Source organism: Nocardia sp. NPDC059229 (genome assembly GCF_042754165.1).
Classification (GTDB): Bacteria; Actinomycetota; Actinomycetes; order Mycobacteriales; family Mycobacteriaceae; genus Nocardia.
The window spans coordinates 41860-55941 of record NZ_JBHZAK010000030.1; the positions used below are offsets into that span (position 1 = coordinate 41860).

13 protein-coding genes and 1 pseudogene are annotated in these 14082 nt (G+C 67.8%); 10 read left to right on the forward strand and 4 right to left on the reverse strand.

Annotated features, from left to right (window positions below):
• Positions 1 to 239 precede the first annotated feature (239 nt).
• Positions 240 to 869 carry a TetR/AcrR family transcriptional regulator gene (locus tag ACFXHE_RS39630; RefSeq protein ID WP_379390163.1) on the reverse strand — a complete coding sequence of 210 codons (630 nt, stop codon included), beginning with the start codon at positions 867 to 869 and terminating at the stop codon, positions 240 to 242.
• A gap of 57 nt (positions 870 to 926) precedes the next feature.
• On the opposite strand from ACFXHE_RS39630, the gene ACFXHE_RS39635 reads away from it, so the two are divergent.
• The 4 genes from ACFXHE_RS39635 to ACFXHE_RS39650 all read left to right on the forward strand — a co-directional run bounded on the left by ACFXHE_RS39635 (position 927) and on the right by ACFXHE_RS39650 (position 6647).
• Positions 927 to 3314, forward strand: a complete 2388-nt coding sequence (locus ACFXHE_RS39635; protein WP_379390165.1) for an alpha-L-rhamnosidase N-terminal domain-containing protein — start codon at positions 927 to 929, stop codon at positions 3312 to 3314.
• A gap of 18 nt (positions 3315 to 3332) precedes the next feature.
• Positions 3333 to 4601 carry a DUF3089 domain-containing protein gene (locus tag ACFXHE_RS39640; protein WP_379390167.1) on the forward strand — a complete coding sequence of 423 codons (1269 nt, stop codon included), beginning with the start codon at positions 3333 to 3335 and terminating at the stop codon, positions 4599 to 4601.
• Complete coding sequence (locus ACFXHE_RS39645; protein ID WP_379390169.1) at positions 4598 to 5833, forward strand: MFS transporter; 1236 nt, start codon at positions 4598 to 4600, stop codon at positions 5831 to 5833. The genes ACFXHE_RS39640 and ACFXHE_RS39645 overlap by 4 nt, the downstream gene beginning before the upstream one ends.
• A 136-nt stretch (positions 5834 to 5969) precedes the next feature.
• Entirely contained in the window at positions 5970 to 6647 is a 678-nt protein-coding gene (locus ACFXHE_RS39650; protein WP_379390171.1) for a hypothetical protein, read from the forward strand.
• Between the two features lie 256 nt (positions 6648 to 6903).
• Here the strand turns inward: ACFXHE_RS39650 and ACFXHE_RS39655 are convergent, their stop codons facing one another.
• The 3 genes from ACFXHE_RS39655 to ACFXHE_RS39665 all read right to left on the reverse strand — a co-directional run bounded on the left by ACFXHE_RS39655 (position 6904) and on the right by ACFXHE_RS39665 (position 9920).
• Complete coding sequence (locus tag ACFXHE_RS39655; protein ID WP_379390173.1) at positions 6904 to 7221, reverse strand: EthD family reductase; 318 nt, start codon at positions 7219 to 7221, stop codon at positions 6904 to 6906.
• Positions 7218 to 9230, reverse strand: coding sequence for a phenylacetic acid degradation bifunctional protein PaaZ (gene paaZ / locus ACFXHE_RS39660; RefSeq protein WP_379390175.1), 2013 nt, complete (start codon positions 9228 to 9230; stop codon positions 7218 to 7220). The genes ACFXHE_RS39655 and paaZ overlap by 4 nt, the downstream gene beginning before the upstream one ends.
• 81 nt (positions 9231 to 9311) lie before the next feature.
• The gene (locus tag ACFXHE_RS39665) at positions 9312 to 9920 is read right to left on the reverse strand and encodes a TetR/AcrR family transcriptional regulator (RefSeq protein ID WP_357011584.1); all 609 of its coding nucleotides are present in this window, start codon (positions 9918 to 9920) and stop codon (positions 9312 to 9314) included.
• Between the two features lie 108 nt (positions 9921 to 10028).
• On the opposite strand from ACFXHE_RS39665, the pseudogene ACFXHE_RS39670 reads away from it, so the two are divergent.
• The 6 genes and pseudogenes from ACFXHE_RS39670 to paaB all read left to right on the forward strand — a co-directional run.
• Positions 10029 to 10418 (forward strand): annotated as a pseudogene (locus tag ACFXHE_RS39670) (beta-ketoacyl synthase N-terminal-like domain-containing protein); the annotation flags it as partial.
• Between the two features lie 32 nt (positions 10419 to 10450).
• A complete protein-coding gene (locus ACFXHE_RS39675) occupies positions 10451 to 11173 on the forward strand; it encodes an enoyl-CoA hydratase/isomerase family protein (RefSeq protein ID WP_379390240.1) in 723 nt (240 codons plus the stop codon).
• Positions 11170 to 12051 (forward strand): 3-hydroxyacyl-CoA dehydrogenase family protein, encoded by an 882-nt coding sequence (locus tag ACFXHE_RS39680; RefSeq protein ID WP_379390177.1) that lies wholly within the window; start codon positions 11170 to 11172, stop codon positions 12049 to 12051. The genes ACFXHE_RS39675 and ACFXHE_RS39680 overlap by 4 nt, the downstream gene beginning before the upstream one ends.
• Positions 12048 to 12830, forward strand: coding sequence for an enoyl-CoA hydratase/isomerase family protein (locus ACFXHE_RS39685; RefSeq protein WP_379390179.1), 783 nt, complete (start codon positions 12048 to 12050; stop codon positions 12828 to 12830). Before ACFXHE_RS39680 ends, ACFXHE_RS39685 begins: the two co-directional genes overlap by 4 nt.
• A gap of 11 nt (positions 12831 to 12841) precedes the next feature.
• Positions 12842 to 13786, forward strand: coding sequence for a 1,2-phenylacetyl-CoA epoxidase subunit PaaA (gene paaA, locus ACFXHE_RS39690; protein ID WP_379390181.1), 945 nt, complete (start codon positions 12842 to 12844; stop codon positions 13784 to 13786).
• A 2-nt stretch (positions 13787 to 13788) separates the two neighbouring features.
• Positions 13789 to 14082, forward strand: a complete 294-nt coding sequence (gene paaB, locus ACFXHE_RS39695) for a 1,2-phenylacetyl-CoA epoxidase subunit PaaB (RefSeq protein WP_379390183.1) — start codon at positions 13789 to 13791, stop codon at positions 14080 to 14082.

Below are 14082 nucleotides of genomic sequence, written 5' to 3' on the forward strand. Positions count from 1 at the left end.
CCGAACAACGGCGACCAGAAGTGTGGGATTGGCGGTAGATCCGATCCCGGTGCTGGGTCCTGGCCGAAGTCGTCGCCGGCACTGCGAATCTCGCCGTCGCCACGGTCCGGAGGGTCGCATCGAGAGAAGCGCTGCGATGAACTGTTGAACATCATGCAACGGTCGATCTGAATCCTTATCGGAGCCCGGTCTGATCGTCTTGCCGCTTTTCGATGCCTCGAATGGGGTTGCCCTACCGGCTATTTGGCCGTGAGGGTGCGGATCAGGTCGCGGGTGAAGGAGTCGGTGACGGCTTGCAGGTCGATCGAGTCGGGGTCGAGTAGCCATTGGGTATTGACGCCCTCGATGAAGGCGACTATTTCGATCGCTTTGAGCGTGGGGTCGATGGTGGGGGAGAAGTCGCCGGTGCGCTGGCCCTGCTCGACGAGTGCGGCGACGACGGCGCGCAGGTTGCGGTAGCGCTGGACGAAGTGGTCGTGGGCCAGGTCGTCGGGGTTGAGGTTTTCGGCGAGCAGGACGGCGAACAGGCGCGCCAGGTTGGGGTCGGCGATATTGCGGCGGGCGAAGTCGGGCAGTTTGTCCAGGGCGCGGACGCCGCCCAGGGTGGCGAGTTCCTCGGCGAATCGGAGGCTTTCGTCGTCGCGGGCGTCGATCACCGCGTGCAGCAGGCCGACCTTGCTGCCGAAGTAGTAGAGCAGGGCCTGCTGGGTGACGCCGACTCGCATGGCCACGTCGGCGAGGCTGGTGTCGCGGTAGCCGCGCTCGGCGAAGAGGGTGGCTGCGGCGCGGAGCAGCTCTTCGCGGCGGGAACGGCCGTCAGCGCGTTCCTTGCGGCCTCGTCGGCGTGGCGCTGTCGGCTGCGGTTTCATGGGTTCTTCTTACAACACCCTATTGAGTTTTACCGAGTGGTAAGTAAAACTCTGGGTGTGGCGACCACGCGAGACACCTGGACCGGACAGTGGATCTGGTCCGATCGCCCGGCGCTGGGCGGACCCAGTCAGGCGCAACCGTACGGATCCCTGGACCCCAGTCGTTTCGATCAGCGGGTGCTGTTCCGGCGTGGCTTCGAGCTGGCGAGTGTGCCCGCCCGGGCCATGGTGCGAATCACCGCCGATTCCCGGTATCGGTTGTATGTCAACGGAATCGACATCGGTGCGGGGCCGGTGCGGCATGGGCCGCGCCAGTTGTGCTTCGACGAATACGACATTCGGCGCATACTGCGCGAGGGCGGCAACACGGTCGCGGTACTCGCCCGTTTCTACGGTTATCCGGTGCCTTGGTGGGAGCCGTCGCCGCCGAGCTTCACTATCGGTGGCGGCGGCCTGGTGGCGGAGGTCCAGCTCGGCGAGGAGATCATCGGGACCGACCCCTCGTGGCGGTTCGCGACCGGCGACGCCTGGCGTCCCGGTCACCCGCCGGGCATGTTACTGACCCAGCTGCCAGAGAACTTTGATGCCCGTCTACTGGAACCGCGGTGGACGGCAACGGATTTCGATGATTCGTCCTGGTCGTCCGCGCGTGTGCTGGCCGAGTCCTCGGTGGTCGGCCCGCGCGGTGGGACGCGGCCGCCCACCGAGCCGTGGGGCGTCCTGCGGCCCAGGCCCATTCCGGCCCTGACCGGTGAAATCCGCACCGCGACAGTCATGGACAAGAGGGCGGCCCCGCCTTCCGGCGATGATCCACGCGCCGCCCTGGCCGCGGCCCTGGGCGGGGCGGGCGGCGATCGCGTGATGCTGATCGCCGATTTCGCGATGATCGTCAGCGGCAGGCTGGAACTGCATTTCGAGGCAGCCCGGGGTCAGGTCATCGACGGCGCTCTGGTCGAGGTGCCCACAGTGGCCGCGCTCGACAGTGCGCCGGTATTCCGGTACGTGGCCCGCGGCTCGGCTGACACCTATCTTTCGGCTGACTCGGTCGGCGGACGCTACCTCGTTCTCGCACTGGAGGACGCGACGACGCCGGTCTCGCTCCGGATCCGTGAACTACTACGCCCGCGAGACCCGGTCGCCCCGTTCGACTCCAGTGACTCACGCCTCGACGCCGTCTACCGCACGGGTCTGCGCACCGTGGACCTGACCTCCCACGACGCCTACATCGACTGCCCGACAAGGGAACAGCGATCCTGGACCGGGGACGCCGTGGTGCATCAGTCCGTCGATCTGATCGCCAACCAGGACTGGCGGCTGGCTCGATGGAACCCGCAGCTGGCGGCGCAGCCGCGCGCCGACGGCCTGCTGCCCATGGTGGTGGCCGGTGATTTCGCGACCACACAGGTACCGACGATTCCGGACTGGTCGCTGCATTGGATTCGCTCCGTGCACAACCTGTTTCGCTACACCGGCGATCGGGAACTGGTCGGCGGTCTGCTGTCCACCGCCGAAGGAATCCTGCGCTATTTCGAACCCTATCGCGGTCCTGCCGGTCTCGTGGAGGAGGTGCCCGGGTGGGTCCTCATCGACTGGTCGCCGGTGCAGGTATCGGGCGCGAGCGCGGCACTGAATGCGCTGTTGGCACGCGGATTACGGGATTTCGCCGAGATGGCGCGCTGGGTCGGTGATCATGGCCGGGCCACGTGGGCTGCCGCCTTCCACGATCGCCTGCTCCGCGGGTTCGAGTCCTTCTGGGACCCGGGGCGGCGCGCCTATCGCGACAATCTGGTCAATGGCCGCCGTGGCACCTCGGTGAGCGAGCACGTCGCGGCCGCGGCGGTCTGCGCGGATCTCGTCCCGCCCGAACGCAAGCCGGAGATCCTGCGGCTGCTGCTGGATCGATCGGCCATGTTCACCGCCAGCCCACTGGCCGATCACGGCGGCGACGCACTGGGACCCAGCGCTGGTCAGCCGGTATCCGTGCGACCCGAACCCGATTGGGACACAGAGCGTTCGGTGGTCGGGGCGCAGCCGTTCTTCCGCTATGTCGTGCACGACGCCATCGCACGATTGGGTGCGGCCGACCGGATCGCGGAACTGTGCCTGGACTGGGACCGCCTGCGCGCCGATGCCCCGACCGCGTTCCGGGAGTGCTGGGAAGGCGGATCCTACTGTCACGGCTGGTCGGCCACGCCCACCCGTGATCTGGTCTGCTACACCCTCGGCATCACGCCGGCCGAACCCGGATTCACGCGGGTCCGCATCGCGCCGCGCCCCGGTGAGCTGACCGCGGCAGCGGGCGCCGCGCCCACGCCGTACGGCGTCGTGTCGGTGGAGATCGACGGCAACCGTGTCGTGGTCGACTCGCCGGTTCCGGTGGAGATCGTCGACACGTCGGGTACAGCGACCCCGCACGCTGCCGGAAAGTTCACCGCGCGCTTCTGAAATCTTCTGGAGTATCCGATGAAACACGTGATCCGCATGATCACGGCGGCCGCGCTTGTGGTCGGCTCGGTATCGGGGATGGCCGTGGCCGCCCCACCCGACACCACGACCGGGACGGTTTGGTTGTGTAAACCCGGCATGGCAGTCGATCCCTGCGACCAGGATGCCGACGGCAGGCCCGGGGCCCAGCCCGCGCTGGCACGCTATCCGGATGGCAGCCGAGCCGCACTATCCGTCACCACTGTCGGTCACAGTGACCTCGGTGACGAAACCGCTACCGCCTCAGCACTTCCGGGCGTGGACTGCTTCTACGTCTATCCCACGGTGGACCTGGTGCCCAACCCCGTGACCGGAGATCGGCCGCAGCCTCGGGCCGAGGAACTCGCGGTGTTGCTCGCACAGGTGGGGCCGTTGCTCGGTCACTGCCGCATGTTCGCCCCGCTCTACCGGCAGGACACCTTGCCGCAGCTGGCTCAGCATGTGGTCACCGGCTCCGACGGCTACGCCGGACCCGGATTCGCCGACGTGCTCGCGGCGTGGGACGACTACTGGGCCCACGACAATATCGGGCCGGGTGGCGACCGGCGCGGGGTGATCCTGCTCGGCCATTCGCAAGGCAGCGTCGCGCTGGAACAGCTCATTCGCGACCGGATTGACGGGCGGCCCGACGCCACCGCGCAACTGGTCAGCGCCGTGCTACTGGGCGGAAAGGTGCAGGTGCCCGACGATCGTCCAGCAGGCGGCGGCGCGGACCCGGACTCCACGTTCCAGCACCTGCGGCTGTGCGGCTCGAGCACACCCGTTCCAACCGGATGCGTCATCGCCTATTCCTCCTACGCCGAGGGGCATGCGCCGGCGTCGAGGAGCCTGGCCTGGAGCGCGGCCCCCGGCCACCACATCGCCTGCGTCGATCCAGCTGCCCTGCGCCACGCCGCCGATCCGGCCGCGCGCACCCCACTCGAAACGGTCATGCCGACGCGGAATCTGCTGCAGGGCAACGATATCGCGCCCGCTGGGCACCTGACGGTGGTGCTGCGCGACTACCGGGTGCCGAGCACCACAACGGGTTTCACCCGCTATCCCGGCGTGCTGACGGCCACCTGCCGCTACGCTCCGGGCAGTGACGGCTCAGCCGCGTGGCTGGAGATCGGCGGCGATCTCGATGCCGTTCTCGGCACTTCCGGCGACACGCAACTCGGCCTGCACGTGGCCGATTACATTGTCGCGCTGGGTGATCTGGTAGCCGTCCTGGACCGGCAGTCCGCTACCTGGCTCGCTCGCCGATGACCGCGACGACCGGTCACGTTGCCGTGGCGCGGCCCTGGTCGCTGGCGGCCTTGGCGGGCATGGCGTCCTATCTGGACGCCGGCACCATCATCGCCGTGTCCGCGGCGCTTTCGCATTGGCAGTCGCGTTTTCGAATGTCGGAGTGGCAGTTGGGCTTTCTTTCCGCCGCGCTGACTGTCTGTGTCGGACTCGGATCCATCGCTGGTGGGCGGATCGGCGACCGCTACGGTCGCAAACGGGTCTACGCCGTGGACCTGTTGGTGTATATCGTCGGGCTGCTGTGGCTGGTGCTGGCCGTTCACCCGGTCATGTTGTTCGTCGGCGTGGTGACCGTGGGCGTGGCAATCGGCGCGGATGTGCCCGCGGCGCTGGCGCTGGTCGGCGAGAATGCTCCGCCGTCGGAGCGGGGGCGGCTGGTGACGTTCACCCAATTACTGTGGGCACTGGGACCTTTGGCCGTGATCGGGCTGGAATTGTCCGGTTCCCGGCTCGGTGATCAGCTGCCGCGCGCGATCTTCGCGCACCTGCTGGCGCTCGCGCTGATCACTTGGCTGCTGCGGCGGCGCATGGCCGAATCCCTGCGTTGGCAACCGTCGGACAGCAGACCCCGGGAGCTGCTCGCGCCGAATCTGAGGCGCGGCAGTATCTTTTTGCTGGTCTTCTATGTCACCGTCACCCTCGGCACCAATTTCTACGGATCCTTCGGCCTCTACGCACTCGAGACCGTGGGCCATCTCGACTCGTCCCGAGCGCTGACGGCCTCGCTGCTGGTGGTCCCACTACTCGCGGTCACGGTGCTGGCGATGATGCCGCTGATGGATACCAGGGCCCGGACACCGGTTTTCGTCGCGGGCGCGGTCACGCAAATCTTGTCCTGGGCTGCGCTGCTCGTGGTAGACACCGGCGCACCGACGCTCGTCGCCGCGTTCATCGCCTACGGCATCGGCAACACCCTGGCCGGTGAGGCGCACTACAAGCTGTGGTGCCAGGAGAGTTTCCCAACCCGATTGCGCAGCACGGCGATCGGCCTCAGCTTCGGTCTCGCCCGCATCGCTTCCGCCGTGATGCTGGTCTTCGTGCCGACCCTGCTGCACCGCGGCTTCGCTGTCCTGGTGACCATGATGGTGGTCGTCACCGCGATGTCCGGCCTCGTGGGTGTGACCTTCCGCCCGCGCGGCCAGGGCGAGAGCATCGAATCCATCGACGCCCGTCTGGAATCCGCCGCTCCGTAATCGAATCTCTCGCCGGCCCCTGAAGGCCTTGAATTTTACCTAGTGGTAAGTAAAACTCATGGTGCGAGCGCGGGTTTCGCGACGGATTCCGCTCGCGCTCATGCAAATCCACAATCAGTGAGCGAGAAGGCTTTTCATGACCAGTTCGTCCGATCATCGCGCGCCGCAGGGCTATGGGCCTGCGACGCAGCAGCCCGTCACCGGCTATCCGCCCCCGTGGCCGCCGCAGCCACCGAGGCGACACCGGAGGTGGCTGGGTGGGGTCGGCGGTCTGGTAGGCATGGCGCTGTCGATCGCCGTCGTGTACGGCTGGCAGCACGTCACCGATCATGGCCATGTTCGAGACGGTGGCCGTGATCCGCTGCGGAAGGTGTCCGCCGGTGACTGTGTGAAGGTCAGCGGCGGGCCCGCCATGGTCGACGTGACGACGGTGTCCTGTGACGACCCGACGACGATCTACCGCGTCGGCGTGGTGCTGAAGGATCCGGGTGGCGGCTCGTGTCCCGGCACCGATTACGACACCGTGCGCTCCATCGGCGGCATGCGCAACACCACCCTGTGCCTGGAATTGCAGGTGCGCGAGGGCGAATGCGTGGCCCAGAACAGCCTCGACAACTCGGCGCAGCCGGTCGACTGCGGCACTGCCGCGGCGCAGAGCGGGCACCAGGCGCAACTGACCTATTTCAAGATCGGCCGAATCATCAAGGGCTCCACCGACCCCACCGCGTGCGGCGACGCGACCGACGCCCACAACGCGGTCGTCTACCCGAAACCCGATCCGACGATTCTGTGTCTGGTCGATCCCGGCGAGTGAATCGCGGCAGCGGCCGGGCGCCCGGTATCGGAGTAACCGGGCGCCCGGCGTGTCGGTTGGAAGTCGGTGGGTCACCACCGGTTTCATCGGTGTGTCGAGCAGCGCGAGTACATCGCGAATACCGGCAGCGTGACGTCCTCGCGCTGCGCGCTGACATTGGTGCGGGTGCCGTCCGGGCTGATGGCATTGATCGCGGCACGCAGGGTGGTCGCGCCGCCGCCTGCCCGCGTCCGCGCCCGACCGCGTGGCGTGCGGATCAGGGAATCAGTCCTGATTGCTCGGATTGGGTGAACATGGTGACACCGCCGGTGGCGAAGTTACGGACATCGCGGCCGGCGGCCTTCATTTCGGTTGAGGCCAATGCCTGATCGAGTGCCTCGGCCGTCGGGAAGTCCAGGCTCGCAACCATGTAGTACGGCGGTTCGCCGCTACCGAGCGCGGAGCAGGGGCCCCAGGTGAATGCGGAGAGGCCGGGGATCTTCCGAGCCAGCGGGACATGGGTTTCGGCGTAGTACGCGTCGAAGGCCGCGGGATCTGCCGGGCGGCCGTAGCAGATGGCGATGCGGTAGGTCATGACTTCGCCACCAGGGTGAGTACGTCGTAGGTCGCAACGGCTTCGGCATTCTGATTCGTCACCACGGTGTCCCAGCGGACTTCACCGTAGTCGGCGGTGGCCCGGGGCGTGATGGCCTTCGCGGTGAGGGTCACGGTGAGGATGTCGTCGACCTTGACGGGGGTGAGGAATCGGAGGTTGTCGACGCCGAAATTGGCGAGGACCGGGCCCGGCGCGGGGTCCACGAACAGCCCGGCCGCAAGCGATACAACCAGGTAGCCGTGGGCGACGATACCGCCGAAGAGTGGATTGGCCGCCGCGGCAACGGGATCGGTGTGCGCGTAGAACGTGTCGCCGGTGAACTCCGCGAAGTGTGCGATGTCCGCGCCCGTGACCTGCCGCGGACCGCCCACGATGGTGTCACCGATAGCCAACTCCGCCAGGCTCTTCCGGAATGGATGCACCGCGCCGGCGTGCCGGGCGGCGCCGGTGACCCACTGTCCGGTAATAGCGGAGAGCTTGTCCGGCGACGCCTGTACGGCCGTGCGCTGCATGTGATGGAGCACGCCGCGGATACCGCCCAGCTCTTCGCCGCCCCCGGCCCGGCCGGGTCCTCCGTGTACGAGCACCGGCAGCGGGGAACCGTGGCCGGTCGACTCCTTCGCATCCTCGGTGTCGAGAACCAGGACACGGCCGTGGAACGGAGCCAGGCCCAGCACGATCTCCCGGGCGATCGCCGCGTCGGCGGTGACCAGGGAGGCGACCAGACTGCCCTGCCCGCGCGCCACCAGCTCGATCACCTCGGCGGCGTCGCGATAGCCGATGACCGTCGCCACGGGACCGAACGGCTCGATCTCGTGCGGTTCGGAGGTGGTGTTGTCCTTGCAGCGCAACAAGATAGGCGACAGGAACGCGCCCGGTCCCTCCGTAGCCTGCGCTCGGCCGACCACGATATCGCTGCTGGCGGTGAGTGCCTGGACGGCCTTCAGCACTTCGTCGCGTTGCTGCACGCTGGCCAGCGCGCCCATGGTGACGCCCTCGTCCCCGGGTGCGCCCATCACGACCTTGCTCAACCGCTCCCGGGCGGCGTCGACCACCGCGTCGACCATGTTCTCCGGAACGAACGCGCGGCGGATGGCCGTGCACTTCTGTCCCGCCTTCGCGGTCATCTCCGTAACCAATTGGCGCACAAACAGATCGAACTCCGCAGTGCCGGGCGCCACGTCGGTGCCGAGGATCGAGGCGTTGAGCGAATCGGCCTCCGCCGTGAAACGGGTGCCGTGGTGCACGACGGCCGGGTGCGTGCGCAGCAGCGCGGCAGTCTGCCCGGAACCGGTGAACAGCAGCGAGTCCTGGCCGCCCAGCTGGTCCAACAGGTCGCCGGTGCTGCCGCAGACCAGCTGCACCGAACCCTCGGGCAGCAGACCGGATTCGACGATGTGGCGGAACACGGCCTCGGTCAGATACGCCGTCTGCGACGCGGGCTTCACGATGCTCGGTACACCCGCGATGAACGCCGGAGCCAGCTTCTCGAGGAAACCCCAGACCGGGAAGTTGAAAGCATTGATCTGCACCGCCACGCCCGGGCGGGTGGTGTAGACGTGCTGGGCGACGAAGGTTCCGCGCTTGCCGAGCCGTTCCACCCCGCCGTCGAGATACACGGTGCCATTGGGCAATTCACGCTTGGCTCGACTGGCGTAGCTGAGCAGGGTGCCCGCGCCGCCATCGATGTCGATCGCCGAGTCCCGATCGGTCGCGCCGGTGGCCCGCGACACCGCGTAGAACTCGTCCTTGCGCGCCAGGATGGCTAGCCCAAGGGCCTTCAGCAGTCCCGCGCGCTCATGGAAGGTCAGCCGCGCCAGCGCGGGCCCGCCGACCGAGCGCGCGTGGTGCACCGCCGCAGCGAAGTCGACGCCGGTCGAGGAGACCCGGGCGATCTCGGTGCTGTCCACGGCGCTGAGGACCGACTGGCCCGCATCCGGCGGAGTCTGCCACCGTCCGCTCACATAACTCTGCAACAACCTGCTCACAACAACTCCAATCTACCGTCCATTCGGTCGGTAATTACGATCGCGCGAGGCCCTCGCTCGTGTCAAGGAAACCGTGACCGGTCAGTGCGTGCGCAGGCCCTCGAACGTCATGTGGACCACGGCGTCGGCGAGCTGGTCCACGGAGGTGCCCCCACGCGGGCTGTACCACTCGATGAGGGAGTTGACCATGCCGAACAGCAGGCGGCTGATCAACGCGGGATCGATGTCCGGGCGCAGATCGCCCTCGGAAACGGCCTCGCTGACCAGTCGCGCGACCACATCGTCGAATTCGCGGCGGCGGGCGAGCGCGCGGCGTTCGACGGGGCTGTTGCCACGCACCCGCAGCAGCAATGTCACATACGGCAGCTCGGTGGCCAGCACCTGGACGCTGCGGCGCACCAGATGCTCGAGCCGGTCGATGTAGGGGCCCGAGGTGACCTCGGGTTCGGTGGTAACCGCGAACAGCCCGTTGAGTGCGCGCCCGAGCGCCAGCTCCAGCAACTCCTCCTTGCCGGAGACATGGTGGTAGATGGAGGATTTCGTGATTCCGAGCCGCTGCGCCAGGGTCTCCATGCTGGTGCCGTCGTAGCCCTTCTCGTTGAAGACCTTGACGGCGACCGACAGCAGGGAGTCGAGGTCGTAGCCGGGCCGGCCGGGGCCGGACCTGCGGGTGACGCGCGGAGAAGCCATCCGACCATCTTCCCAGTGACCGGCGAGCATTTCGCGCAGACCCGCGGCCGACTGTTGATTACCGACCGAACATTCGGTAATCATAGAGGCGAGGACAGGAGTGTGAGGATGCGCGAGGTCTTTCTGGTGGACGGGGCGCGAACGCCCCAGGGCCGCTACGGCGGCGCTCTTGCCGAAGTCCGGCCCGATGACATGGCAGCGCTGGTGATCCGGGAAGCGGTGCGCAGGGCCGCGATCCCCGACGGCGCAGTGGACGAGGTGATCCTGGGCGCGGCGAATCAGCCCGGCGAGGGCAACCGCAATGTCGCCCGCATGGCGGCGCTGCTGGCCGGGCTGCCGGATTCGGTGCCAGGGTTCACGGTCAACCGGTTGTGCGCGAGCGGATCGACGGCGGTCGCGACCGCGGCCGCCATGATTCGCGGCGGCGACGCCGACCTGATCGTGGCGGGCGGCGCCGAATCGATGACGCGAGCGCCGTGGGCGGTGGCCAAACCCGGTGTGGCGATGCTGGTGGAGGCCCCGTGAGCCGCCTGTTCTCCACCCTCGATGTCACCGAGTCCGACGACCGCACCGTGGTGGTCCTGGATCGGCCGGAACGGCGCAATGCCATCGACGCCGAAATGATCTCCGAGCTGCACCGGGTCTGCGAGCGGCTGGAACGTACGCCGAAACCATTGGTGCTCACCGGTCGTGGTGACCATTTCGCCGGTGGCGCCGATATCGCCGAATTGCGTGACCGGGGACTGAACGAAGCGCTGGCCGGGATCAACCGCACCCTGTTCGACAGGGTGGCGCGGCTGCCGCTGCCGACGATCGCCGCGGTGAGCGGTTACGCCTTCGGCGGTGGCGCCGAACTGGCCTATGCCTGCGACATCCGGATCGCCACGCCGACGGCCGTTTTCGCGAATCCGGAACCAGGTCTGGGCATCATGGCCGCGGCGGGCGCCGGTTATCGGCTGCCGGAGCTGGTCGGCGCCTCGATCGCCAAGCAGGTCCTGCTCGGTGGTGCGCGGCTGGATGCCGACCGCGCACTGCGGTGCGGGCTGGTGCTCGACGTCGTCCCGGAGGGGACACACGTCACCGCCGCACACGAACTACTCGACCGCATCGTGCGCCAGTCACCGCTGGCATTGCGGCTGACCAAGCTGGTCGCCGACGGCTCCCGCGCCGATGACATCGCCCAAGCGGTGCTGTTCGACAGCGCCGAGAAATACGAGCGGATGACCGCATTCCTGGAGAAGAGGACACGATGACCGACACTGCGGTAGCCGTACGGATCGGGGTGATCGGCGGGGGACGGATGGGCGCGGGCATCGCGCAGTCCTTCGCCGCCCTCGGCAGCGATGTCACCGTCGTCGAATCAGGCGATCTCGCCGCAGCACGGCAGCGTATTCGCAATGGCCTGTCTGCGGCAGCGGACCGAAATGCGCTGGGCGGCAGTGATATCGACACGATCATGGGGAGAATCACCCTGGCTACGGCGATCGCCGAGCTGCCCGCCGATTCGGATCTGGTGATCGAAGCGGTGCCGGAGACCCCGCGAATCAAGGCCGAAGTGCTGACTGCCGCGGAGCGGGCGGTCGGGCCGGACACGGTACTCGCCTCCAACACCAGTTCCCTGTCCATCACGGAACTGGGTGCGGTGCTGAAGGACCCGACCCGCTTCCTGGGCATGCACTTCTTCAATCCCGTCCCCGCGTCCAAACTTGTCGAGGTGGTGCGCGCCCCCGGCACCGACCCCGGCGTCACTGAGCGAGTGCGGGGCTGGGTCGCCGCGCTCGGCAAAGCCGAGGTACTGGTCAACGACGCCCCGGGCTTCGCGACCAGCCGTCTCGGGGTGTGCCTCGGGCTGGAAGCCGTCCGCATGCTCGAGGACGGCGTAGCGGACGCCGAATCCATCGACAGGGCAATGGAACTGGGTTACCGGCATGCGATGGGCCCGCTGCGGTCGACCGATCTGGTCGGGCTCGACGTCCGGCTCGCGATCGCCGAACACCTCGCCGCCACACTGGGACCCCGCTTCGAACCCCCACAGCTGCTGCGCGACAAGGTCGCCCGGGGCGAGCTCGGGCGCAAGACCGGACGCGGGTTCTACGACTGGAACGGCGGAACGAAAGGAACGACTCGATGACCACCGCCACCATGCAACGGAGTGATGGCCTGGCCGTCCTCACGCTGGCGCGGCCCGCGGCATCCAACGCGCTGGACCGCGCCCTCAAAGAGGAACTGCTCGACGCCCTGCGATCCCTCGCTGCCGACAACAGCATCCGGGCCGTCCTGCTGCGCGCGGAGGGCCGGAACTTCTGCGTCGGACAGGATCTCGCCGAGCACGTGACCGCCCTGGACGCCGACCCGGCCACCGCCATGGCGACCGTCCGGGAACACTACAACCCGCTGATCACCGCGTTGGCGGCGATCCAGGTACCGGTGGTCGTCGCGATCCAGGGCGCCTGTGTCGGTGCGGGACTCGGCATCGCGCTGACGGGCGATATCCGGATCGGCGGGCGGTCGTCGACCTTCGCCACCGCGTTCACCGGCATCGGCCTGGCCAGCGATTCGGGTCTGAGCCGCAGCTTGGCACGTGCTCTCGGCACCGCGCGGACCGCAGGGCTCATGCTGCTCGGCGATCGGATCGACGCCGCCCGGGCACTGGAATGGGGACTGGTGCATCGGGTCGTCGACGACTCCGAATTGGACACCGCGGCACGCGAACTCGCGGCCCGCCTGGCCGCAGGACCGACCGCGGCCTACCGAGAGGTGAAGGCGCTGCTGGAGCGGTCGGACGCCGATCTGGCCGAAACGCTGGAACACGAAGCCAACGCCCAGCAGCGGCTCGGCGCGAGCGCCGACCATCGCGCCGCGGTCACCGCCTTCCTGTCCAAGACAACCCCGGTCTTCACCGGTCACTGAAGGGTTCGGTCATGAACACCCCTGTCTCCGACGATCTGCAGGCGGGATTCGACGCCACACTCGACGCCGATCAGCGCATCGAGCCACGCGACTGGATGCCGGACGCCTACCGCGCCACCCTGATTCGCCAGATCGCCCAGCACGCCCACTCCGAGATCATCGGCATGCAGCCCGAAGGCAACTGGCTCACCCGCGCGCCCTCGCTGCGCCGCAAGGCGATCCTGCTGGCCAAGGTCCAGGACGAGGCCGGGCACGGTCTGTACCTGTACTCCGCGGCGGAAACCCTGGGCGCGGACCGCGGCGACCTCACCGGCAAACTGCTCTCCGGCCAGCAGAAATACTCCTCGATCTTCAACTATCCGACCCTGACCTTCGCCGATGTCGGGGTCATCGGGTGGCTGGTGGACGGCGCGGCGATCTGCAACCAGGTTCCGCTGTGCCGCAGCTCGTTCGGTCCCTACGCGCGCGCGATGATCCGGGTCTGCAAGGAGGAGTCGTTCCATCAGCGTCAGGGCTACGAGCTGCTCATGACCATGATGCGCGGCACCGACGCCCAGCGGGCCATGGTGCAGGAGTCCGTCGATCGGTGGTGGTGGCCGGCACTGATGATGTTCGGCCCGCCCGACGACGCCTCGCCCAACACCGCGCAGTCCATGCGCTGGCGGATCAAACGCCACACCAATGACGAACTGCGGCAGCGATTCGTCGACATGACGGTTCCGCAGGCCGCGACGCTGGGTGTCACCCTGCCCGATCCTGAACTGGTATGGAACGCCGACCGCGGCGCCCATGATTTCGGCGAACCCGACTGGGACGAGTTCACGCAGGTCGTCGCGGGCAACGGTGCGTGCAATGCGCAGCGGATCGATGTCCGGCGATCCGCACACGACAACGGGGCGTGGGTGCGCGAAGCAGCCGCGGCGTTCGCCCACCGCAACGGAAGTCAGGAGGCATGACCATGACCGGAACTCGTTCGGAATGGCCGCTGTACGAGGTGTTCGTGCGTGGCAAGCGCGGACTCAACCACGTGCACGTGGGTTCACTGCACGCCGCCGACGGCGAGATGGCACTGCGGCACGCCCGCGACGTTTATACCCGCCGCAACGAGGGCGTGAGCATCTGGGTGGTGCCCTCGCACGCCATCGCCGCATCCAGCCCGGCCGAGAAGGATCCCTTCTTCGCGCCCAACCGCGACAAGGTCTACCGCCATCCGACCTTCTACGAGATCCCCGACACCGTTCCCCACATGTGA